The following is a 22,961-nucleotide window of genomic DNA, read 5'->3' on the forward strand; positions in this document are numbered from 1 at the left end:
TGGAGCGCGCCATGGCGACTTCGTCCCGTCGTAACGAAAACACTGCAAGCCGTGCGGGCGAGACGCCCACGTCCAAAACGCCCGTCGCGTCCACGGCTTCCTCCGCTGCCACCGCTGTTACCTCTACGCCGCAGGTGCCACCACTGCCCGCGCTGACGCTTCGGCAGGTGCAGTACTTCGTCGCCCTCGCCCACTCGCGCAGCTTCACGCAGGCAGCGCAGGCGCTCTCAGTCACGCAACCGGCGCTCACGGCCGCCATCCGTCAGATCGAGTTCCTGCTCGGCGGACGTCTCTTCGAGCGCTCGGCCCATCGTCTGACGCTGACCGAAGCGGGCACTACCATCCTGCCGCTGGCGGAGCGTCTGCTCAACGCCGCACGCGGTACGTTCGACGACATGACGAGCACCTTTACGCTGCAGGCGCAGACGGTGCGCATCGGTTTCATTCCGTCGGTCGCCGCCCGCCTGTTGCCGGTGCTCGGCAGCTTGCGGGACGCCCATCCGAACGTGCGCTTCGCCCTGTCGGATCTGCCGAACAGCGAACTGGTCGCGGCGCTCGCCCGAGGCGAAATCGACCTCGGTGTCGGCATTCGCGACGAAGCCGACGAGGCCGGTCATGCGGCCAACACCGAGGGCTTTCGCTGCGACGATCTGTTCGACGACGAGATCGTGCTGGTGGCGCGTCGCGACGATGCGCTCGCGTCCGCCGAGTCCGTCAGCTGGTCGCAACTCACCGAACGCGATCTGGCCGTGTTCGTGCGCGGCAACGTCAGCGATTCCTTGCAACGCACGGGCGGGTCGCAAAACCTGCGGCTCGAACCGAAGTACCGCATGGAGTACACCGAGCCGCTTTATGCACTCGTGCGAAGCGGCCTCGCGCTGGCGATACTGCCCAAGCTCTACACCCTGCACCTGCACGACCCTGCGCTCGTGGCGCTCGACGTCATCGCCCCGCGTGTGACGCGCACCGTCGCGCTGATGTCGCTCGTCGGCAAGGAGCGTGGCCCGCAGGTGAGTGCGTGCCGCGACTGGATCGCGCAACATCTGGCGACGTGAATCGAATGCGCTTCGCGCGCGTCCCTCGTGCGTCCATACGTACGAACACGGCGGCCGATCTTTTCGATGGGCCGCCGTGTTCGCTTGCTTCTACCGCCGTCCTGCGATGCCGCGCGATTACGGCAGACGCGAAATGCGCTCAAGCAGCGTTGCGTAGAAGCGGTCGGCGTCGATATCGGTGAGCCACAGGGCGTTCACCGGACGTTTCGTGCGACCGTTCCAGTCCACCACCGTCTCACCCAGCGTGAGTTGGCCCGTCGTCTCCACAGCCACGTTCACGCGACGGCCGCCATACATCGTCGGATCGATCAGATAGCCGATGGTGCACGGGTCGTACATCGGGGCTTCGTCCACGCCACGGCGGCGCTTCTGATATGCCAGCGCGGCGTTGAAGATGTCGCCAACGATCGGGCCGCAGCGATTCTTCAGCGCATAGAACGGGGCGACGCGCTCAGGCGTAATCAGCGTCTTCAGGCTGACGTCGCGCGGCACGATGGTCACGGGCACGCCTGCGCCGAGCACGATGCTCGCGGCTTCCGGGTCGACGAAGATGTTGAATTCGGCGGCCGGGGTGTAGTTGCCGCGCTCGAACCACGCGCCACCCATCAACACGATTTCACGGATGGCCTTCGCGCCTTCGGGCGCGGCCGTCAGTGCCGTGGCGATGTTGGTGAGCGGGCCGATAGCGACAATCGTGATGCTGCCCGGTGCCGCTGCGCGCAGCGTGTCGATCAGATACGTGACGGCATGCTGTGGTGCGAGCGGCGCGCGCGGGTCGTGCAGCGGCGCACCTTCGAGACCTGAGCGGCCCATCACGTTCGCTACCGTCACCAGTTCGCGCATGAGCGGCTTCGGGCAACCGGCGTACACCGGCAGCGTTTTGGTCTTGTCGGCCCAGTCGCGCACGATGCGCGCGTTGCGCTCGGTCAGGCTCAGCGGCACGTTGCCGCCGACGACGGTCAACGCCTTGAGGTCGATCTGGTCGCTCGCGCCCAGGGCCATCAGGATCGCGACGGCGTCGTCCTGACCCGGATCGCAGTCGATGATCACCGTGCGACGCGGCGAGCCTTCCGCAGTGAGCGGCGACGCGCCTTCGGTTTTCGTCATTTGGGCGAAGGCGCTACCGGCCATTGATGCACCGACGGTGGCCATCGATGCAGCCAGCGACGTGCGCAGGAAGCTGCGGCGGCTGTGCTGACGGTTGTCGGTGGTCGTATCGTTGTTCAGTTCGGTCGTTGTCGTCATGTTGTCGAACCCGCTTGAATTAGAACGTGTGACGCATGCCCAGCGTCACAGCCATCTGACGCTTGGTGCTCGACGCGGCGTAGCCGAAGAGCTGCGCGTACTTGGCGTCGCCAGCGGCTTGCTGTGCGTTGAGCGTGAGTGCGACGTCCGTGCGCTTGGACAGCCAGTAGTCGGCTTGCAGGTTGACCTGATGCCATTGCGGACGCGTATTGATCACATCGTACTTGCCGGACGTAAAGCCGTACGCCGCGCCCAGCACCAGCGCCGGGGTGACGTTGTAGTTCAGCGTCAGGTTGTAGTTTTGGAGATGCAGGTGCGAGTTGTCGATGTACGTGTAGTGCACGTCCGAGAACATGGCGCCGATGAGTGCCGGGCCCCAGCGGTAGAAACCGCCCGTGGCGAAGATGCGTTGCTGGTTCGCGAAGACGTTCGCGGGCGTGGCGCTCTTCGAGAAGATCAGCAGCGGGCTTGCGTAGTCGTTGGCGATGGCGCCGTCGTTGTTGGTGCCGCTGAACGGATTGTTGTACTGCGCGTAGGCAGCGTTCCAGTCGAAGTCGCCGTACTTGTAGCCGAGGCCGAAGCTGTAGGCGTTGTTGTTGCGAAAGCCCGTGGCCGAGTTCGAGAAGCCGTATTGCGCCGTGCCGTGGAAGCCACCGACCGTCGGGCTGACCCACTTGACCGAGTTCTGCATGCGCAGGTCGTTGTAGCCGTTGTCGTTATCGCCGATGTTCACGCCGTTGCTCGAAATGATGATCGGGCCGACGTAGTCGTGAAGGGTGTCGTACTGGCGACCCAGCGTGAACGTGCCCCACGTCTTGTCCGAGAGGCCGACGAACGACTGACGACCGAACGCGCGACCGTTCTGTGCACCCGTGCCGTTCACGATGCTGAAGCCCGCTTCGAGCGTGAAGATGGCCTTGGTGCCGTTACCGAGGTCTTCCGAGCCACGCAAGCCCCAGCGCGGATTCTGGTTGGTGCCCGAGAGTGCCTGCCAGTTCTTGCTGCCGCCCTGATTGCTCACATACCCCACGCCGCCCGAGATCAGGCCGTAAATCGTGACGTTGCTTTGTGCGTGTGCGGCGGTGGCGGCGACGCCAATGGCGGCGATAAAGCTGGCACGGCCCAGGCGGGCCAGAATCGTGGTCTTCATGAGGTGTGCTTCTCTAAGGTCTAAGTCCGCGCGCTTGCGAGAGTTGGCGCGATTCGGACCGAACTATAGGGAAGGGTCTTGTATAAATATAATTTTGATTTTTTATATATCGATAAATTCTATCGATATTAGCGCGACGACCGCGTCAGGGCTTGCTGGGCAGGGAGGATGCCCCAAAACAGGGCTATGCGCCGGGCGTTGCGTGCGGCAGACACTTGCGTCTGACGCACAAGCGATGTGATGAGCGGTAACTGCAAGTTTGCCAGCAAGCGCATGTCCATGATGCCAGCGTGCGAGTCTTTCTATCCGGACGCAATGTCCGAAAGCTCGCGCGGCATGATTCGCGCCAATAAAAACCACAGGAACGTTACGAACGCAGAGTGCTGAGTCACGCCCGAGTGAATCTTCCCTAAACGTTTGAAAGGAGCATTGCCATGCTTTCTTCTATTGCGAATGCCGGAGCGACTCAGCAACTCAATGCCAACGCCGTTTCACAGACGGGCGGACCCGTTGCAACCGACGGCGCCTATCGCGCGACGCTGGCAGAGGCCATTGGATCGAAATACCTCATGGTGCTAGGCGATTACGGAACAGGTTCCGATGAGGCGACGCTGAATCGCCAAACGGAAACTTTCACCCGGATGCTAACGCTATTGAAGACGCGCTTTCACGAGTCCGAAGGTGGACGAGCGAAAGATGGAAAGCGTCCGTATCCGACCGACCAGCTTGTGCTGCTGACGTATGGCAATAGCAACCGGGTAAGTGCGTTCATCCGCATTGCCAACGACCTCGCGAATCAGCCTGGCAAGCCCATCGAATCCATCGGTATCGTGTTTCCCGGCGATCCGCAGCGGGTTCGCGATCTCCCTTGCTCGCACTTCATCGAGGTCGCGCATGCCCCCGCAGCCGGCGAGCCGGCGCGCTTACCGGAATCAAAGGAACCGCTCGTAGTTGAAGCGTTGAAGATCGCGGTTGAAGAATGGCAAAAGGCATATCCCGGCGTGCCAGACCCCGGCGACAAATTCCACGGCATGTACGCGACCCTCGATCACAGCAACGTGGAAGCACAGGAACACGCGCTGATCCAAGGCAAGTGGGGCTGGATGGATATGAGCACACGCTGAACCGTCAACGAGCATGAAGCGAGCGTCGCTTGTCGGCTCCTTTGAGGGCAACCTGCCATCCGAATCGGAGCCGACGCGAACGCGCAAACTGCCAGCGTGCGAGTGTCTCGAGCCCGATGCAATGTCGGAATGCTCGCACAGCGTGATTGCCGCCGACACGAACGATAAGAGAAGGATAAGAGAACGATACGAATGCATGGCGACCAGTCACGGCGAAGTGAATTTTTCACAAACGCTTGAAAGGAGAATTGCCATGTTTTCAGTGACGAACACCGGGGCGGCTCTGCCACCGAATGTCAGCGCCGTTTCTCAGGCGAACACCCCTATCGCTACCGATAGCGCTTATCGCGGCGCATTAGCGTCGGCCATCGGGTCGAAATACCTCATGATGCTTGGCGATTACGGCGCACCTTCCGATGAGCCGGCGTGCTTGCCGGAATCAAAGGAACCGCTCGTCGTTGAAGCGATGAAGATCGCGGTCGAAGGATGGCAAAAGGCAAACCCCGGCGTGCCAGACCCCGGCATCAAATTCCACGGCATGTAGGTGACCTCGATCACAGCAACGTGGAAGCGCAGGAACATGCGCTGATCCAAGGCAAGTGGGGTTGGCAGGATATGAGCTTGGCCTGAATTGCCCCGTACCGTCCCATCAACACCGGCGCCTGTGCCACCAGATACAGCACGGCGCCATGCGCTCGGCGACATCTCTGAGTTGTGCGTCGAGCGCCTTTCGTAACGATTCGCTGCGGTCTCTTGTCCTATATCTCGCCCCAAGCGGGTTTTCGCCGAATTGGAACCGTGCCGAATAACGGTGGCGCTTGTAAAAGAGGAGGGCGAAAACGCAGCGCGGCAAGAGCGGATCCTGCAAGTTTCTCAAGTGCGAGGGGACAACGATAGGCCCGTGCGTTGGCGATCCAAGGAACGGCGACCACGTCGCGGCTTCGACAGATTTCCTGATTCTGCGCGGTCGCTCTCCGAAACCCAATCTCGTTAGGAGCATCAACATGGAGTCGATTCAAAGCAGCACCCAGCAAGTTTTAAATCATGATTCTCATCCGGTGGAGCAGACTGAAGCTCGCTTTGAGCCGTTGGAATCCGTACTGTCTGAGCACGTCCGCGGAAAAGAAGTCGTCATGGTACTTGGGGATCGAGGAGTGAGAAATGCTGAAGGCGACTTGCTTAAAGAAATGCAGTCGGTTTTGTCTGCAAAGCATATCTTTGGAAATCGAGAGATTGTCTTCATCGGAGGGGGCAAAGACAAAGGCGGATCGCTTGCGTCGAGTCTTGCCTCGAGCATTCGCGATAGTTCATGCATTCAAGTCGGATTTGTCCCCGGTGAAATTTCGGATGAGTCGGAATTCGACATTAATGCAGCCAATTTTGAGATCAACAGCGAAGCACCTGGCGATGTGCGCCCCACAATATATAGTGATGTTATGAGGAACATTGATAACGAAATAAATGGGGGGAAACTCAGGCCGATATTGCTGGTATTTGGCTCGGATTGTGGAGAAGTTTCTGAGAGTGTGATTGCAGAGGCAAAGCGAGGAACCCAGGTTGTATTGATGACTGAAGCGTTGCCCGATGGTAGTGCTGCGGATAACGGCGCCAGCTTTAATCGTCTCTTCACCGAGCTTAAGGAACTCTCGTCCAGCCCGAAGACCAATATTCACATTGTCAAAGCGGGTCTGAACAAGGGGTGCTGCACATCTGAATGTGCTTCAGATAATGAGGTGGTCATGGCGCTCAGTCTGGACTTAAGCAACCTGCGCGCTTCTATTACGGCGGCCGATATTCGTCGTGCACACTTGAGCGCTGTAACAATCTCAAAGGAATGTATGACGCCGTGTAACCTCAAAGAGATCTTGGCTCAGCCAAACGATACGGTGCCCCCGTCGATCGAACCCCCCCGGAATCAGTCGCAGTCGTCACCGACGTTGCACTGATTCGACAACCTCAGCATTACCGATTCAGCAACACCGGCGCCTGCGCCACCAGATACAGCACGGCGCCGATCAGTCCCCCGACGAGGGTGCCATTGATGCGAATGTACTGAAGGTCCTGCCCGACGCTCAGGCGGATCTGTTGCGACAAGTGCTCTGCGTTCCAGCCATGCACCGTCGCGCGGATGTGGTCCGTCACAAAATCGGCAAAGCCCGGGGCCATGCGCTCGGCCGCATCTCTGAGTTGTGCGTCGAGCGCCTTTCGCAATGACTCACTGCGCGCGAGTTCCTGTCCGATCCACGCCGCCGCGCCCGTGATCTTCGTGCCGATCACCGAATCTTCTTTCGCGAGATCCCGCTTTACCCAACTGCGCCATTCGTTCCAGAGACCGCCCACGTAAGCGTTCAACGCGGTGTCGCCCTTCAGCTGCGCTTTGAAGCCGTCGAGCTTCGCCTGAAATTCGGCGTCATGTTTCAGACGCTCTATCAGCCCGGCCACTGCGCGGTCGAACGCCTGCCGCAACTGATGGGTTTCGTCTGCTTCCATCTGCGCAAGCAGCCGTGTCACGGCCGCCGAGATCATGTCCGAGCCTTTGTTGCCGATCCATTCCGACGGCAGCACCTTCTCCTTCTTCGGATGATCGGATTTGAGCCATTCGACGATACGGGCCGAAATGAATTCGCGCGTTTGCGGCTCGTTGAGCAATTCGACGAGATAGTCGAGTGTTTCGTCCAGCAGTGCCTGATGACGTCCGTCGCGCGTGAGCGTGTCGAGAATCGCTGCTGCCGATTGCGAGAGATCGAGGCGGTCGATCATCGTGTCGAGCGCGCGGCGGATGAAGGCCTGCACGTTGCGCTCGTCCATCACATCGAGCACACCGCTCGTCACCTTCACCAGCACAGCGCTCAACTGACGCGTGTTCTCGTACGAGCCGAGCCAGCGCGTGAGCGCATCGGCGGGATTCTGCTGTTCGATGAGACGCACGACGGACGGCGTGTCGAGAAACTTCTCGCGGACGAAGCGGGCGAGGCCATCGCCGAGGGCGTCTTTCTTGCGGATCAGGATGTTCGTATGCCGTGCGAGTCCAGGGATCGGAATGCGACGGAACAGCGCTTCGACCGCGAACCAGTCCGCCAGCCCGCCGACCATCGCCGCTTCGGCCGCAGCGCGAATCCAGCCGGTGAGGAAGTGAACGGGCATAAAAAGCGTGGCGATGAAGATCGCCAGCGCGACGAGAAGGAATGACAGCGCGCGCCGTTCGGCACGTTGCAGAGCGATGGCGGGGTCCATGCGTAGCGTGCTTTCGAGTGGACGGGGAGGTCTTGCAAACAAGTGGAAAGACTACCTCATTCCGCGCTCGACTTCGATACGAGGCGAAAAGTGGAAGTCTGTGCTTCGACACTGCGCGCACGATGAGTGCCGCACTCATCTCCCGCTCCCTTATGTTCTCTCCTTCTGCATTGCCTTCGCCTGTCTTAACGTCTGCTTTGCGCCAAACGTTGCCCTCGGACGATATCCACGCGCCGGTCAGACAGGCGCTATACAACGTACTCGCCGACAAATACACCGTACTGATCGATTGCGCGAGCGAGAGAGGCGTCTTGCCGCCGGACGTTCGGGAGCGCGTGTGCGGCGATTTGGGCAGGGCGATCCTGCGTGCCTGTGTCAAGGACCCAACCCGATTGGAGAGCGCCGTCGTCCTCCTATATGGCGACGCAGAGGCGTGTGCGTCGACCCGGGCGTTAATCAATGAAGCATTCCCGGTCATTGTCATGGTGCCCACGGAGCGCGATGTGACGTTGTATCGCGACGATGAGGTCATTGCGACCTTCGGCAAGGTGCCGCATAAGCCATGGACGTTTCTTCGCGTGGCGCTCGACATCGCAGGCGAGGCCGGGAAGGGTGCCGAAGTCCTCTCCTACGCCGGGCCGTACGGCGATGCCGCCATGCACGACGCCATACCCGTGAGCTTTCCGCTTCAGGACCGCGTTGGCGTATCGACCCACCCCGCTCGCCTGACGACGTGACGACATCACAACGTAAACGCGAAACGGCACATTCGTCATGTGCCGTTTCGCTGGGTATCGCCCTATTGGGTGACACCCGTTCGCGCGACTGAGCCGCGCTACTTGCTTACCCGCGCTGCTTTGCCTTCAGTTCCAGACGGTACTTGTGCAGCAACGGCTCGGTGTAGCCGTTCGGTTGCGTCAGACCTTCGAACACCAGCGCGCTTGCAGCCTTGAACGCCAGCGAGTTGTCGAAGTTACCCGCCATCGGCACGTATTGCTTGTCACCGGCGTTTTGCTTGTCGACGACGGCAGCCATGCGCTTCATGGTCTCTTCGACCTGTTCGCGCGTGATCACGCCGTGACGCATCCAGTTCGCCAGATGCTGGCTCGAAATACGCAGCGTTGCGCGGTCTTCCATCAGGCCGATATCGTTGATGTCCGGCACCTTCGAGCAGCCCACGCCCTGATCGATCCAGCGAACGACGTAACCGAGAATGCCCTGCGCATTGTTCTCGATTTCCTTGCGGATTTCTTCGGCGCTCCACTCGGCCTTGGCCACGACCGGCACCGTCAGCAGACCGGTGAGCAGCGCGTCGCGCTCCTTCGCATAATCGATCTTTTCGAGTTCTTGCTGGACGGCCTGAACGTCGACCACGTGGTAGTGCAGTGCGTGCAGCGTAGCAGCCGTCGGCGACGGCACCCACGCGGTGTTCGCACCGGCCTTCGGATGCGCGATCTTCTGTTCGAGCATGGCGTGCATCAGGTCCGGCATGGCCCACATGCCCTTGCCGATCTGTGCGCGGCCACGCAGGCCCGCAGCCAGACCGACCAGCACGTTGCTCTTCTCGTACGCGGTGATCCATGCCGACGACTTCATGTCGCCCTTGCGCATCATCGGACCGGCTTCCATCGCGGTGTGCATTTCGTCGCCCGTGCGATCGAGGAAGCCCGTGTTGATGAACGCCACACGTGCGGCAGCCGCTGCGATACAGGCCGAGAGGTTCACGCTGGTGCGGCGCTCCTCGTCCATGATGCCCATCTTGAGCGTGTTGCGCGGCAGGCTGTACAGGTCTTCGACGCGACCGAACAGTTCGTCGGCGAACGCGACTTCGGCCGGGCCGTGCATCTTCGGCTTGACGATGTAGATCGAGCCGGTGCGCGAGTTCAGGCGATGCTTGCGGTCGTGCAGCGAGGCGAGCACGGTCACCACGCCGTCGAGAATGCCTTCCGGAATCTCGTGGCCTTCACGATCGGTGATGGCGGGGTTCGTCATCAGATGGCCGACGTTGCGGATGAACAGCAGCGAGCGGCCATGCAGCTTGAGCGCGCGGCCGTCGGCGCCGGTGTACTCGCGGTCGGCGTTCAGGCGACGCGTGAAGGTCTTGCCGCCCTTGGCGACTTCTTCCGTCAGCGTGCCTTGCATCAGGCCGAGCCAGTTGCGATAGAGGTCGACCTTGTCGTCGGCGTCCACGGCGGCGACCGAGTCTTCGCAGTCGATGATGGTCGTCACCGCGGCTTCGACGAGCACGTCCTTGATATGGGCGGCATCGGTCTTGCCGATCGGGTGATTCGCGTCGAACTGGATTTCGAAGTGCAGGCCGTTGTGCTTGATCAGCACGGCGGTCGGCTTCGCAGCGTCGCCTTGATGACCGGCGAACAGCGCCGGGGTGGCGAGCGTCGTTTTGCCGCTCTTGGTCGTCACGACGAGCTTGCCGTTCTCGACGGCGTAGCCGGTGGCGTCCTTATGCGAGCCGTCGGCCAGCGGAGCGGCCTGATCGAGGAAGCCGCGCGCGAAGGCGATCACGAGTTCGCCGCGCTTCGGGTTGTAGCCGGTGCCCTTCTCGGCGCCGCCGGTCTCGGGGATGGCGTCGGTGCCGTACAGCGCGTCGTACAGGCTGCCCCAGCGCGCGTTGGCGGCATTCAGGGCGTAGCGGGCGTTGGACAGCGGCACCACGAGCTGCGGGCCGGCCTGCTCTGCGATTTCGTAGTCGACTTGGGCCGTCGTGGCCTTCACGCTTGCCGGGGCCGGCAGCAGGTAGCCGATCTTTTCGAGAAAGGCGCGGTAGGCGGCAGCGTCGGTAATCGGGCCCGGGTTGGCGCGATGCCAGCCGTCGAGTTCGCCTTGCAGGCGGTCGCGCTCGGCGAGCAGTGCGCGGTTCTTCGGGGCGAGGTCATGGACGATGGCGTCGAAGCCTTTCCAGAACGCGTCGACATCGACGCCGGTGCCCGGCAGGGCTTCCTTTTCGATGAACGCGATCAGATTGTCTGCGACCGTCAGGCCGCCACGCTTGGAAGTGGAAGTCATGATGCTGTACTCGAGTTTGAAAACCAGGTTGACGCGACTCCGTCCGGCCGCTTGCCGGTGCGCCGACGCTTTTCGCGACGGTCACATCGTCAGGAGAACGGACGTTATGGGGCAATCGGGGTCAGTCTTATATAAGACTCTGAGTGTAATCCTTCTCAGGTCACTCGGAAACCCGGTATTTCGCGTCCTCACACCCGCGCGGCTTATAGGTGGGATAAGGGTTTGCGTATGACATCGACGCCATAAGGCTTTGCGGCCGATGCCCGATTTTTCGTGTGCAGTTGCAGCATTCGGTATGGCGTTTCACTTTATGAGAAATGAAGGGGTGACGTCGAGAATGCGGCGTGGCGTTTCCTTTCGATATGAATTTGATTGTTCGTGCGACGGGTACACTCGATATTTCCCCCAAAAAGACCATCTGCCCGGGAGGCATGAAGTCGTGAAACAGATCTTGATGATGAGCAGCTCGCGCAAGGGCGTGTCGGGCTATCTGGAGCATGCAGAGGATCAGGTGCATACGGTGCTCAAGGGGCGCGCGAAGCGGGTGCTGTTCGTGCCGTACGCGGGTGGCATCACGTTCAGCTTCGACGAGTACGAATCGCGTGTGAAGCCGTCGTTCGAGCGATTCGGTTACGAGTTGACGTCGATCCATCATCACAAGGATGCGCGGGCGGCGGTGGAACAGGCGGAAGCGGTGGTCGTCGGCGGTGGCAATACGTTCGTGTTGCTCGACCGGATGTACAACGCGGGCATCGTGGGGTTGCTGCGTGAGCGGTTGAACGCGGGCATGCCGTATGTGGGATGGAGTGCGGGCGCGAACGTAGTGTGTCCGACCATCCGCACGACGAACGACATGCCGATCGTGGAGCCGCCGACGCTCAAGGCACTGGGCGTGGTGCCGTTTCAGGTGAACCCGCACTTCATCAGCGGCAAGCCGTCGGGACATAACGGCGAGTCGCGCGAGGAGCGTCTGGCGGAGTATCTGGCGATCAATCCTGATGAAGGCGTCGTCGCGATTCCGGAGGGCGTGGCGCTGCACGTGCACGGCGACAATGCGACGGTCCTCGGCGAATTCGACGCCCTTCATTTCCGTCAGGGCGGCGCCGTCGACAAGATTGCCACGGGCAGTACGTTTGCGCTGGCGTCGATTTGAGTTTTTAGGGGCGACGTTGCGTCGCCTTCGTTGAAGGATGACGCACCGCGCGCAGCGTCATCCGTAAATTCCGAAATCGCTCATTCGGTGCTGAATTGGTCTCAGCGAATGGGCATCTGCTGGCACAATCCCGACTCGAATTTTCTGGCAACGCTTTCCCCCCGAAGCGCACGGCTTATCGAGGGGATCGTGGAGCAAAGAGATATCAATATCAAGCCGACCGAAGCGCCCGAAGCGCCTGAAGCGCGATTCGGCTCAGAAGCTTGCGCGCTGGTGGCGGCCGGTCTGAATGGGACGATCGGGGTGTTGACGCGCATCGGGTTCGAGCAAGGGGCGACGTCGGCGTCGCTGGCGTTCTGGAAGTGCTTCGGGGCGTTCGTGCTGGTGGCCGCCCTGTGCAGCCGTACGCACGCGCTGCGCAGGCAGACGGCGGCGCTCGCTTCCCGATGGCCGCGCTTTGCCTGTCTCTCGTTCCTCGGCATCTTCTGTCTTTATTTCTTCGAGACCAAGGCGTTTGCGCAGGCGTCGATTCCACTCGTCTCCTTTCTTACCTACGCCGCCGGTGGGGCCACCATCGTGCTCTCAGGGCTTTGCCTCAGGGAGCGCATCACTCGCCAGAAATGGGTGGCTTTCCTGGCCATTGTCGCGGGCGTCGGTGTGATGAGTTTCGCTGAGGGCGGTGTGACGGGTACCTTGGACGGTATCGTTCTGGCATTGGTCGGCGGATGCGGCTACGCCCTCTTCATCTTCTTTTCGAAATGGTTTCGCATCGGTGCCGGGCTGCCGCAGTTGGTCTGGCTGTTCGGGTTCGGAAGCGCTTTTCTGTCCGTGCCGCTGATGCAGGAGGGATTCGCGCTGCCCGTCGGCTGGCAATGGTTGACGTTGAGCGCCCTGATTCTGCTACCCACGATTGGCGGCTTCTATTTCACGACGCGTGCCGTGGCACACGGACAAGCGAGCAAGGTGCAGATCATCGAGACGAGCGATCCCTTGTTCGCCACGACGTTCGGCTTCCTCGTCTTTGGGGATGCGCTCAGCCAGACCGGCCTACTCGGTGCTGCGGCGATTGCGACAGGACTCGTGATTGCCGTCTGGCAACGACACCCACGTACGAGGCGGCGCGATGCGGTACAGCGTCAGTAACGCCCAAACGAAACCGCCGCCCCGGCGTGAGCCTCGGGCGGCGGTTTCAGGTGCGTGCGACGCGAGGGATGGCAGTGATGCCATCCCTCGTTTGCATCGATGCAGCGCTTAAGCGTCGTCGTCGAGCCAGGGCACTTCGACGTCGGTCAGGAACGCAACCATCGCGAGCGGACGCGCTTCCTGGCGGCCGATCTTGCCGTCCGCACGGTGCCACACCGCCACGAACGTCTCAGGATGCTTGTCGGCGATCAGTTGCACCGTACGCAGTTCTTCTTCGTCCATCTCTTCGATGGGGCCGTCGAACGACACCACGAGTGCCTGCGGCCAGACGCCGTCTTCCGGATCGTAGACCTTGTCGCCGTTCGGCACATCCACCGTAGCCTCGACGCCGATCGTCGCCGACGCCGCCACGATCATCTCGCCAAGCGAGCGCAGCAGCGCGGTTGCACGGGCGGAGTTGATCTGGCGCATGGCGAGGTCGCCGCGCGTCAGGGCCTGTTCAAGCTTGGGGTCGGTTTTTTGTTTGGGCATGCGGGGTCCTCGGTAAAACGTTAGCCACCTCGCGGCAGCCGTGCCATGTGACTGCGACACCGGCCCGCACGCGGGGTTCCGATGCTACCACCGTCGCGCTCGCCGGGGCGCATTACAATGCGGGTTTTCTTCACCGGCCGCTGTAATGAACCCCGCCAAGCCCACCGATTCCGCCGACGCAAACCCCGCCACGCCGTCCGATGCGTCCGCGCAGCCCAGCGAGGTCTATCTGCGCCTGCTCGGCGAAACCGCCAAGATCGACTGGAAGGATCTGGAGTCGTTCTTCGCACGCGGCGTTCTGTTGTTCGTCACGCCCGGCGTCGACCTCGTCTCCGTCGCCGAAGCCGTCGCCAACGACGACAAACCCACCGTCACGCAATGGCTGACGTCCGGCATGGTGCAACGCATGCAGGCCGACACGGCCGCCGATTTCGCCGCACGTACGCCCGAACTGTGGGCCGTCGTCGTCGCGCCGTGGGTGCTCGTGCAAGAGCGCGGTATCAAGACCTGACAACGTATCCGGCCGTTCTGCGCGCAAATGGCGGCGCTTTCGTGGGCGATCGGCTTATTCCGTGATGCCCGCTTCAACGAGGCGTCGCGTGCAATCTTCCAGCAGATCCTGCGCCACCACCGACGCGTACGCATAGTCCGCGTCAAGCGATTCCGTCATTTCGTGCGCCGTGTACAGCCCGGCTTCGCGTGAGAGCGTGCCCGCCAGCTCGCGGGCGAAATCGTCGCTCAACGACGACAACAAACGGCGCTCATCCAGCGGCAATTGCAACTTCGAACGCGATAGCCACATCTGGGCGAGCGTCGCGCCCTGCTTGTCCGTCATCCATTGCCCATGCTCGTAAAACGCCGACAGACGCTCTGCCGTCAGCGCGAACAGCAATGCGCGACGAGTGTTGAAATTCAGACGAATCGGTTGATTGGGCGTGGGTTCCGACATGACGACAACCGCAAATAGCGGACAAGAACGAGATCAGCGGCAAAGGTATCACGCGAACAGCCGCAGCAGCGCATTGCGCGCATGCCGGATCAGGTCGGTTTCATCGGCGCGTCCCGGCAGCAGATGGAATTCGGCGCGCGGCAGCGGCGGCAGCCCGAGCGACGGCGGGCAGACGATCAGCTCGGGCGTGAGCGCTGACTCATTCAGACAGGACACACCCAAGCCTGCGGCCAATGCTAACTGCATGCCCGCGACCCCAGCCGCCGAATGCGATACCCGGTATGCCACCTTGTGCCGTTCCAGCACGCTCGCGACGAGCGTTTGCAACGCGCACGTGCGAGGGAGCGTGACGAGCGGCAGCGGTATGTCGACGGGTGCCGTCTGCGTCGCGGCCATCGCCCACACGAGCCGCTCGCGGCGCACCAGTGTGGCCGACGCCACGCCGAGGTCATCGTGGGGTGCGGTGCCATCGGCGACATCCTCGTTCATCAGCCGTAACGCCAGCCCGACGTCGAAATGCTCGCCCGTCATGGCTGAGCGCTCGATCTGCGAACTCTGCATGGCGCTCACGTGCAGGCGCAGACGCGGATAGAGGCTCGTGAATCGTTTGAGGACACGGGCGACGTCGTGCGGACGGTAATAGTCCGTGATCGCGATGCGCAGCTCACCGTCGAGCAACACCCCCTGAAGGTCCTCGAACGCGGCTTCCGACAACGCCGCGATCTGACGCGCGTACGCGAGCAGCCGCGTACCGGCGGGCGTGGCGCGCATGCCCTTTCGCGAGCGGACGAGCAGCGGCTGTCCGGCGCGCTCTTCGAGCTTCTTCAGTTGTTCGCTGACGGTCGATTGCGACAGGAAGATCTGTTCGGCGGCGGCCGAAATGCTGCCGGCATCGTGAATGGCGATAAACGTACGTAGCTGGGTCAGATCGAAGGCGCGGACATTCATGGCAGCACTCGGTAGAACGACAATTCGTGGGGCGGACACCTAACGAACGAGGAGAACGAGGACGGATGGCGCGTCGGCAGGCCATCGGAGTTAATCCGGAAAACACGATATATGTCATCGCGTTTTCCCGCTTTTCCGAAGGATTGTACCTCCGTAGGATGCGGAGCATGGCATCCGGATTTACGCGCAAGCGCGACCCCGGGATAAGGCCTTTCCCCCTCCCCCTTTCAGAGCCGCGTGTTGACCGCCCGCGCACCGTGTCACTTATGAACGAACGTCTTTGCTCTGCCTCTGCTGCGGCGAATCGTCTTCCGGCCACCGCTGTGCCTCGTGCCCCGGATGTCGCCGTCCCACAACTCAATCGCGACCATCGCTGGAAGGTGCTGGGCGTTGGCGTGGCGGCCAATGCGAGCTTCGCAGCGGCGATGGGCGGTATTCCCGCCACGGCCGTACAGATGCGAAGTGCCTACGCGCTGGCCAACGGCGACCTCGGCCTCGTGCTCGGCATGATCGGTCTGGGCATTGCCGTCTCGGAATTGCCGTGGGGCATGCTCACGGATCGATGGGGCGACCGACGGGTGTTGCTCGTCGGGTTGCTGGTGACGGCGGCGGCGCTGCTCGGCCTCGGCCTGTGGGTGGTGCCGACGACGCACTTCGTCCCGTCGATGCCGATGCTCGCGGCCGGGATGCTGGTCATCGGCGTGCTGGGCGGCAGCGTGAACGGTTCGAGCGGACGCGCCGTGATGCGATGGTTTCACGACAGCGAGCGTGGTCTTGCGATGAGCGTGCGGCAATGCGCGGTGCCGATGGGCGGAGGGATCGGAGCGCTGCTGCTGCCGGGCACGGCGGTCCACTTCGGCTTCAGCGGGGTCTTCATCGGCCTGGCAGTGGCGTGCGTGGCCGCAGCGGGCATGGCATGGCTGTGGTTGCTCGAACCGCCGGACGAGCTGCATGAAGCGGCGCGCCCGGCAACGGCTAGCGCTGGCGGCCGTCCTGCTGTCGCCTATACGCCGTTGCGTGATGCACGCCTGCTCAGCACCGCGCTCGGCATGGCCGTGCTCGCCATGCCGCAAATCGCTGTGCTCACCTTCGGCACGGTCTTTTTGCACGACTTCGCCCATGTGAGCGTGCTGACGATTTCGCTGACGCTGGGGGCGGTGCAGACGGGCGCGGCAATCACCCGTGTGTGGAGCGGACGTTTCACCGACAAGCGCCGCAACCGTCCCGCCTATTTGCGCGTCTGCACGCTTGTGGTTGGCGTGGTGTTCGCGATGTTGGGCGCGCTGGTGGGATTACTTTCGATGCGTCCCGAGTGGCTCGCTCACGGCACGCCGGTGATGATCGCACTGCTGATTGTCGGCGGGGTGGTCGCCTCGGCATGGCATGGCGTGGCTTTCACGGAGCTGGCCACGCTCGCCGGGGCGTCCCGCGCGGGCACGGCGCTGGGCATCGGCAACACCGGTGTCTTCATGACGATGTTCCTCACGCCGTTGGTGATTCCACTGCTGCTCTCGCTAGGCGGATGGGGACTGGTCTGGGCCGGGGGCATGATCTGCGCAGCACTCGCATGGCCATTGTTCGTCTGGTCGCATCGCGCAGTGAAGACGGCATGAAGACGACGTGAAGCGAACGTAAGCGCGCGCCGCTTCAAAGACATCAACACGGCAGGTGCACGTTCTCCACAAGGAAGTCGAGAAACGCACGGACGCGGGCGGGCAAGTGGCCGCCCTGTCCCACATAAACGGCGTGCACCGGCTCCAGATCGCCGGGGTTGTAGTCTTCGAGTACGGTCACGAGACGGCCGTCGCGCAGATCGGCGTCGACGTGATATCGCGAGTGACGCGCGAGTCCCAGCCCTTCAAGCGCGAGTTTGCGCATCGTTTCGCCGTCACTCACCAGCACGTTGCCCGCAGGCGGATACAAAGTGACACCGCCCGCGCCGTCGAGGAACGGCAACCCCTGAATCTGACGCTCGAAATTGAACGCCATGACGTTGTGACGGATCAGGTCGGCCGGCGTCTGTAACGGCGCATTGCGCGCCAGATACTCAGGCGACGCCACCACGTGTACGCGACTCTCGCCGAGCTTGCGCGCCACCAGCCGTGAATCTCGCAATGCGCCAGCGCGCACCGCCACATCGGCACGTTGTGACAGCAGGTCGACGACCGTGTCGGTGAGTGTCAGGTCGAGCCGGATCTCGGGGTACTTCGCGAGGAATGCCGGGAGCACCGGCAGCAGATACAGCGTGCCGATGGGCACACTCGAATTCACCCGCAGCAAGCCGCGCGGCACCGCGCCCGCCGCCGCTTCGCGCTCGGCAGCGTCGATGTCGGCGAGCACGCGCAACGCACGCTCGTGAAATGCGGTGCCTTCGGGGGTAAGTTGCAAGCGGCGCGTGGAGCGATTGAAGAGTCGTGCGCCCAGCCGCCCTTCGAGCCGCGCGACGAGCTTGCTCACAGCCGACGGTGTCATGTGCAACGCGCGTGCCGCTGCCGAGAAGCCGCCCAACTCGACCACCCGCGTAAAAACTTCCATGTCGCCTGAGCGGTTGACGTCCTGTCGGCCCATCGGAGGTGTCCTCGACTGTTGAGGTGATGACTTTCGCGCAGTCTTGTGATTTGAAGTCACAAATGATTTTCCTTCGCGCAGTCTATTTCATCAATGAAGGGACGTCTATATTCCGCACATCGGTTCACGCGCGTCGGATGGCCTGAGCATTCGGTCCACATCCGGTCCATCGATTCGACGGCGGAACCCGCCCCGATATTCAGTCTTCAAGACAGGAGTTTTCCGTGCCTATCGCCCTCTATGCCCTGACCGCCGGTGCCTTTGGCATTGGCGTGACGGAGTTCGTGATCATGGGCCTGCTGCTCAACGTCGGCGCCGATTTCGGCGTGTCGATCGCGGCCGCTGGCCTCTTGATTTCCGGCTACGCGCTGGGTGTCGTCGTCGGCGCGCCGATCATGACGACCGCCACCGCCCGCTGGCCGCGCAAGACCGTGCTGCTGGTGCTCATGGCCATCTTCACCATCGGCAACGCCGCCTGTGCGCTCGCGCCGAGCTATGGCGCGCTGATGGCGGCGCGTGTGCTGACGTCGTTCGCGCACGGCACCTTCTTCGGCGTCGGCTCGGTCGTCGCGACGGGCCTCGTGCCGCGTGAGCGCCGTGCGTCGGCGATTGCCGTGATGTTCATGGGCCTGACCGTCGCCAACATTCTCGGCGTGCCGTTCGGCACGTGGCTGGGTCAGCACTTTGGCTGGCGTGCCAGCTTCTGGGCCGTGACCGTCATCGGTGCCCTCGCGTTCCTCGTGATCGCCCGCTTCGTGCCGAAGATCGCGGCCCCGGCGGACGCTGGCGACTGGCGTGCGGATTTGCGAGCGCTGGCACGTCGCCCGGTGCTGCTCGGGTTGCTGACGACCGTGCTGGGATGGGTGGGGGTGTTCGGTGTGTTCACGTACATCGCGCCGTTGCTCACGACAGTGACGGGCTTCTCCGAAGGCGCGGTCTCGCCGATTCTGCTGATCTTCGGTGGGGGTCTGGTCATCGGTAATCTGCTGGGCGGCAAGCTCGCGGATCGTCATGTGGTGCGCACGGTGCTGGGCAGCCTGCTGTCGCTCTCGGTTGTGCTCGGACTGATGACGTTCGCGCTGCACTCGCAATGGCTCGCCATCGTGTTCGTGGCACTGCTCGGTGCGACGGCGTTCGCCACGGTCGCGCCGCTGCAAATTTGGGTGATGGAAAAGGCATCTGGGGCGGGCGAAAGCCTCGCGTCGAGCTTCAATATCGCCGCGTTCAATCTTGGCAACGCCATCGGCGCGTGGCTCGGCGGCTTCGTCATTGAACATGGCCCCGGGTTGACGGCCGTGCCCTGGGTGGCGGCGCTGGTGCCGCTGGTGGGGGTGGGCGTCGCGCTGCTGAGCCTGCGTCTGGATCGCCGGGATGCGGGTCGCCAGCCTACGCCGGTTTGTGAAACCCCTGCAATGTAAAGACGACGCAGCACAATGAAGAAGGCCCGGCGCGTCGATGCACGCGCCGGGCCTTCGTGTTTTGGCGTCAGGCCGTCAGGCCATCACGCCGATGATCACACTGACGGCGGCGAATGCGGCTGTCGCGCCGATGCCCGCCGTGAGGCCGCGCGCGGTGAGTGTGTCCTGCGGCATCACGGCCGCGAGACGGCTGCCGCCGGGTAGCGCCAGAATCACTTCTGCCTGCCCTGAATCGTCGCTGACGGCGTCCACGATGCCGGACAACCGGTTCGCCGTGGGCAACCCCGCGAGATCCGCGCCGCGCGCAATCTCGATCCACGGCGCTTTGATCAGAGCGAACGCTTGTCCGCCGACCGCGAGCCCGAGTGTTTGGGTACTGTGGTGGGTGAGCGACGCGGTGATCGCTTCGCCGCCGGGCAGCGTCAACGTCACTTCGTCGTTCACACCGCAGTGCCGAACGGCCGTGATCGTTCCGTGCAACTGATTGCGCGCACTGGTCTGAAGCCCGAGCCGCGCGATGACCGGCCACTGCTCGTCGAAATGTTCGAGATCGTTCGCGACGCGCGCGAGAAACTGCTGCTGCGCCGCTTCCACGGCACGAAATGCCGCGACCAGCTTCGCGCCGCGGGCGGTGAGTCGCGTGCCGCCACCGCCGCGTCCGCCGGTGCTGCGCTCGACGAGCGGTTCACCGGCGAGCTGGTTCATGGCGTCGACGGCGTCCCACGCCGCCTTGTAGCTCATGCCCGCCGCCTTGGCGGCCGCCGTGATCGAGCCTTGCGACGCAATGTGTTCGAGCAGCGCAATGCGTGCCTGTCCGCCAAGCGACGAATTGCCACGATGCAGCCACAACGAGCCGCTCACCTGGAGGGCATCACCCGTTCCGTTGCGTAAAACACTGTCCGGCGTTGAAGAAGGTTCGGAAACCATAATGATTTTTTCGATCAAACACAGCAGGTGGCCGCATTGTAGAGGGTGGGCGAACCAGCGGGTACGAGGGCTGGACGGGGAACTGTTGCGGCGCACCAACGAAGCTCGCTTCGAACGCCCATTTGGGGGACGAATGGGGGACGTTTCTCCACTACATTGATTTTTGCCGCATGCCCCCCCCAAAGCCGGTTCGTATTGCTTCAGACCTGAAATACTCAAGTCTTCAACAAGTCTCAAGCGGGATGACCGGGAATGCGACGTTTACCGAAGTGAAGTGCCTACTCACCTGACACAACAGAAACGGGGTGAAATGATGCGCGTCAGGAATATCAAGGAAACGGTTGACGGGGCTCGATACTATCGTCTGGTTCGCACGCTGCCCAACGGCAAGCGACATCAGATGCAAATCTCTTTCTCCGCAGGTGAAATGCGCTTCAGACGTTTCGTCGCGCAGCGATTGTGGCTGTTGCGTGCCGAAATGCGAGATAGCACACGCGCGGCGGCCGCACCTGCGCCACGCAGCAACATGCCGCAGTTGGTCTTCTGACCGGTTGCGGTGCCGTCTGGCAGAAACGCCTGACCGGTGACGACCGGCGTCAGCCGTCATCTTCACGGGTCCGGCGTTTTTGTACTGCATGACGGCTCAGCCTGCCTTGCGGGGCGTCAGCGACGTCGTGGGCGTGCGTGCCGGCGCGCCGGTCTTCACCGCCGTCAGTCCCGTGCCCGCATGCGCAATCGCGTATTGCACCAGCTCATCGAACGCAATCGGCCGCGCAAACAAATAACCCTGTGCATACGTGACGTTGCGCCCGCGCAGGTAATTCGCCTGCATCTCGTTCTCCACACCCTCCGCCACGATCGTCATATCCAGCCGCTCGGCCAGATGAATGATGGAATCGCAGATGTTGCGCGTGACCACATCGTCTTCCGTGACGGGCAGGAATTCCTTGTCGATCTTCAAATAGTTGAAGTCGTAGCGCTTCAGATACCCAATGGAGTTGTTTTCGGCCCCGAAGTCGTCAAGCGCCGTTTCGATGCCGCGCCGCTGTAACTCAGCCATCACGTTGCGCGCGGCGGCCGTGTCGCGAATCACGTAGCGCTCGGTGATCTCGGCCACCATCGGGTACGTGTCGTTCAGTGTGCCGTAATACCGCTCGATGTCGTGAATGATGGTGGTGTCGCGCAGATGCCGTTCCGCGAGGTTGATGCCGATGTGAAAGCCTTGCGGCAGCGCGCCCTTGGCGACGTCGTTGCGAATCTGGCGCAGTAGCGAACGCGTCAGATCGATGATGAGCCCGTTGTCTTCGGCAATGGGGATGAAGGCGTCCGGGCGCACCAGTCCGGCCACGGGATGGTGCCAGCGCATCAGCGCTTCGGCCCCCGCGCAACGGCCGGTGGCCAGCTCCATGACCGGCTGGTAGTACACCTTGAATTCGTTACGCTTGATGCCGTGCGCGATCTGACGCTTCATGAATTGCGCCGGCCCGAAATGGCGGAAGGTCAGCACGCCGAGCAAAAAGGCCACGATGCCGCCAAACGACAGGAAGATCGGTGCCTGACTGCCGGCGAGCGAGCGCATCAGCGAGGGGCTGCCTGCGAGCGACGTCGTGAAGTGCTCCGACGCGAGCGAAATCTGCGCCCCGCGCGTCGCGATACCTGCCGATTCCAGACGCGGCCCTTCCGAGGTTAGCGCGACGTTGCCCACCGTCATGGCCGTCCACGCCAGATCGCTGCTCTTGACGCTGTGCAGCGTCTCGGTGAGGTAAATGCCATCGACGAACCCGAGCACGCCGTCCGTGGCCGAGGTCGGCACGTAAAGGGCCAGCGCGGGGGTCTCGCGTACATAAGGCGTGCCGCTGACAAGCAACGTGCGAGTCCCCGTCAGCATCGGCACGAGGTCGGCTGGGAGAGGCATATTGAGCGCCGCGTTCGAACGAATGACCGACGAGCAATAGAGCTGGCCGCGCGAGACGAGCCAGATGGAACGGAAGTAGGGACTGAGCGTGCCAGCGGCCTGGAGTGAGGTACTCACTTCGCTGCACGAGCGGCCGACCCACGGGGTGGCGCCACGCAGCGTACTTTCAGCTTGCGCGACGATGCGTTCGAGCGCGTCGCGCTGACGGACCGCTTCTTCCTGAAGAATCGACTGCGACATGTGATAAATGCGCAGCCAGCCCAGGAAAAGGACGACAGCAAGCGTGACCGCCACGACAAGTCCGGTCACCAGCCACTGCACGACTCTGGAGTGTTGAATCATGTTTGCTGCCAACCAAGGAAAGAGTGGGGCCCTACGTGTGCTGCGGTGCATTTTTTGGGTGCACGCGTGCTGCACGGCACAACTCGTCAATTGACTCTACACGAATCCCTGACGGTGTCCGACCCCCGATAAACCCGCACAACGCCCGGCAGATGGGCGTGAGCGGCGCTTGCCGATCCTGCACGCGGCCTGCTTCCGGTGGGCTTGTGAGGCGTCGTCAGCGGGCGTTCTGACC

At 62.5% G+C, this 22,961-nt stretch carries 21 protein-coding genes; 11 read left to right on the forward strand and 10 right to left on the reverse strand.

Annotated elements, in window-relative coordinates:
* Positions 1-11: 11 nt before the first annotated feature.
* Entirely contained in the window at positions 12-1,055 is a 1,044-nt protein-coding gene (locus PCO31010_RS08055) for a LysR family transcriptional regulator (RefSeq protein ID WP_150663801.1), read from the forward strand.
* Between the two features lie 117 nt (positions 1,056-1,172).
* Here the strand turns inward: PCO31010_RS08055 and PCO31010_RS08060 are convergent, their stop codons facing one another.
* Together PCO31010_RS08060 and PCO31010_RS08065 are read right to left on the reverse strand one after the other, a co-directional pair.
* Complete coding sequence (locus PCO31010_RS08060; protein WP_425495005.1) at positions 1,173-2,300, reverse strand: nucleoside hydrolase; 1,128 nt, start codon at positions 2,298-2,300, stop codon at positions 1,173-1,175.
* A 19-nt stretch (positions 2,301-2,319) separates the two neighbouring features.
* Positions 2,320-3,450, reverse strand: a complete 1,131-nt coding sequence (locus tag PCO31010_RS08065) for a porin (RefSeq protein ID WP_373275347.1) — start codon at positions 3,448-3,450, stop codon at positions 2,320-2,322.
* 434 nt (positions 3,451-3,884) lie between these two features.
* On the opposite strand from PCO31010_RS08065, the gene PCO31010_RS08070 reads away from it, so the two are divergent.
* From PCO31010_RS08070 to PCO31010_RS08080, 3 genes are all read left to right on the forward strand, one after another.
* Positions 3,885-4,574: a hypothetical protein gene (locus PCO31010_RS08070; protein ID WP_150663802.1), complete on the forward strand. Its 690-nt coding sequence runs from the start codon at positions 3,885-3,887 to the stop codon at positions 4,572-4,574.
* Between the two features lie 196 nt (positions 4,575-4,770).
* Positions 4,771-5,118, forward strand: coding sequence for a hypothetical protein (locus tag PCO31010_RS08075; RefSeq protein WP_150663803.1), 348 nt, complete (start codon positions 4,771-4,773; stop codon positions 5,116-5,118).
* A 460-nt stretch (positions 5,119-5,578) separates the two neighbouring features.
* Complete coding sequence (locus tag PCO31010_RS08080; RefSeq protein ID WP_150663804.1) at positions 5,579-6,520, forward strand: hypothetical protein; 942 nt, start codon at positions 5,579-5,581, stop codon at positions 6,518-6,520.
* 16 nt (positions 6,521-6,536) lie between these two features.
* Here PCO31010_RS08080 and PCO31010_RS08085 read toward each other — a convergent pair whose 3' ends face one another.
* On the reverse strand, positions 6,537-7,808 hold the full coding sequence (locus tag PCO31010_RS08085; protein WP_150663805.1) for a DUF445 domain-containing protein: 1,272 nt from the start codon (positions 7,806-7,808) through the stop codon (positions 6,537-6,539).
* A 482-nt stretch (positions 7,809-8,290) separates the two neighbouring features.
* On the opposite strand from PCO31010_RS08085, the gene PCO31010_RS08090 reads away from it, so the two are divergent.
* The gene (locus PCO31010_RS08090) at positions 8,291-8,545 is read left to right on the forward strand and encodes a hypothetical protein (protein WP_150663806.1); all 255 of its coding nucleotides are present in this window, start codon (positions 8,291-8,293) and stop codon (positions 8,543-8,545) included.
* Between the two features lie 106 nt (positions 8,546-8,651).
* On the opposite strand, the gene PCO31010_RS08095 is transcribed toward PCO31010_RS08090, so the two are convergent.
* Positions 8,652-10,832 carry a malate synthase G gene (locus tag PCO31010_RS08095; RefSeq protein WP_150663807.1) on the reverse strand — a complete coding sequence of 727 codons (2,181 nt, stop codon included), beginning with the start codon at positions 10,830-10,832 and terminating at the stop codon, positions 8,652-8,654.
* A gap of 439 nt (positions 10,833-11,271) precedes the next feature.
* On the opposite strand from PCO31010_RS08095, the gene pepE reads away from it, so the two are divergent.
* Positions 11,272-11,985 (forward strand): dipeptidase PepE, encoded by a 714-nt coding sequence (pepE, locus tag PCO31010_RS08100; protein WP_246184506.1) that lies wholly within the window; start codon positions 11,272-11,274, stop codon positions 11,983-11,985.
* 189 nt (positions 11,986-12,174) lie between these two features.
* The gene (locus PCO31010_RS08105; protein ID WP_246184507.1) at positions 12,175-13,128 is read left to right on the forward strand and encodes a DMT family transporter; all 954 of its coding nucleotides are present in this window, start codon (positions 12,175-12,177) and stop codon (positions 13,126-13,128) included.
* Positions 13,129-13,236: 108 nt separating this feature from the next.
* On the opposite strand, the gene PCO31010_RS08110 is transcribed toward PCO31010_RS08105, so the two are convergent.
* Positions 13,237-13,659 carry a hypothetical protein gene (locus PCO31010_RS08110; protein WP_039394462.1) on the reverse strand — a complete coding sequence of 141 codons (423 nt, stop codon included), beginning with the start codon at positions 13,657-13,659 and terminating at the stop codon, positions 13,237-13,239.
* Positions 13,660-13,804: 145 nt separating this feature from the next.
* Between PCO31010_RS08110 and PCO31010_RS08115 the strand changes: the two genes are divergently transcribed.
* Entirely contained in the window at positions 13,805-14,170 is a 366-nt protein-coding gene (locus PCO31010_RS08115) for a DUF2288 domain-containing protein (protein ID WP_150663808.1), read from the forward strand.
* Positions 14,171-14,224: 54 nt separating this feature from the next.
* Here the strand turns inward: PCO31010_RS08115 and PCO31010_RS08120 are convergent, their stop codons facing one another.
* The gene (locus PCO31010_RS08120; RefSeq protein ID WP_150663809.1) at positions 14,225-14,608 is read right to left on the reverse strand and encodes a hypothetical protein; all 384 of its coding nucleotides are present in this window, start codon (positions 14,606-14,608) and stop codon (positions 14,225-14,227) included.
* Between the two features lie 48 nt (positions 14,609-14,656).
* A complete protein-coding gene (locus PCO31010_RS08125; protein ID WP_150663810.1) occupies positions 14,657-15,556 on the reverse strand; it encodes a LysR family transcriptional regulator in 900 nt (299 codons plus the stop codon).
* Positions 15,557-15,822: 266 nt separating this feature from the next.
* Between PCO31010_RS08125 and PCO31010_RS08130 the strand changes: the two genes are divergently transcribed.
* Positions 15,823-17,169 carry an MFS transporter gene (locus PCO31010_RS08130; protein WP_150663811.1) on the forward strand — a complete coding sequence of 449 codons (1,347 nt, stop codon included), beginning with the start codon at positions 15,823-15,825 and terminating at the stop codon, positions 17,167-17,169.
* 43 nt (positions 17,170-17,212) lie between these two features.
* On the opposite strand, the gene PCO31010_RS08135 is transcribed toward PCO31010_RS08130, so the two are convergent.
* Positions 17,213-18,124 (reverse strand): LysR family transcriptional regulator, encoded by a 912-nt coding sequence (locus tag PCO31010_RS08135; protein ID WP_150663812.1) that lies wholly within the window; start codon positions 18,122-18,124, stop codon positions 17,213-17,215.
* 224 nt (positions 18,125-18,348) lie between these two features.
* Between PCO31010_RS08135 and PCO31010_RS08140 the strand changes: the two genes are divergently transcribed.
* Positions 18,349-19,542: an MFS transporter gene (locus PCO31010_RS08140; RefSeq protein ID WP_150663813.1), complete on the forward strand. Its 1,194-nt coding sequence runs from the start codon at positions 18,349-18,351 to the stop codon at positions 19,540-19,542.
* A 75-nt stretch (positions 19,543-19,617) separates the two neighbouring features.
* On the opposite strand, the gene PCO31010_RS08145 is transcribed toward PCO31010_RS08140, so the two are convergent.
* Positions 19,618-20,469: a TOBE domain-containing protein gene (locus PCO31010_RS08145; protein ID WP_150663814.1), complete on the reverse strand. Its 852-nt coding sequence runs from the start codon at positions 20,467-20,469 to the stop codon at positions 19,618-19,620.
* A gap of 400 nt (positions 20,470-20,869) precedes the next feature.
* Between PCO31010_RS08145 and PCO31010_RS26600 the strand changes: the two genes are divergently transcribed.
* The gene (locus PCO31010_RS26600; protein ID WP_174984494.1) at positions 20,870-21,016 is read left to right on the forward strand and encodes a hypothetical protein; all 147 of its coding nucleotides are present in this window, start codon (positions 20,870-20,872) and stop codon (positions 21,014-21,016) included.
* 96 nt (positions 21,017-21,112) lie between these two features.
* Here the strand turns inward: PCO31010_RS26600 and PCO31010_RS08150 are convergent, their stop codons facing one another.
* Entirely contained in the window at positions 21,113-22,726 is a 1,614-nt protein-coding gene (locus PCO31010_RS08150; protein WP_174984497.1) for an EAL domain-containing protein, read from the reverse strand.
* Positions 22,727-22,961 lie beyond the last annotated feature (235 nt).

The sequence above is a fragment of the Pandoraea commovens genome, assembly GCF_902459615.1.
Classification (GTDB): Bacteria; Pseudomonadota; Gammaproteobacteria; order Burkholderiales; family Burkholderiaceae; genus Pandoraea; species Pandoraea commovens.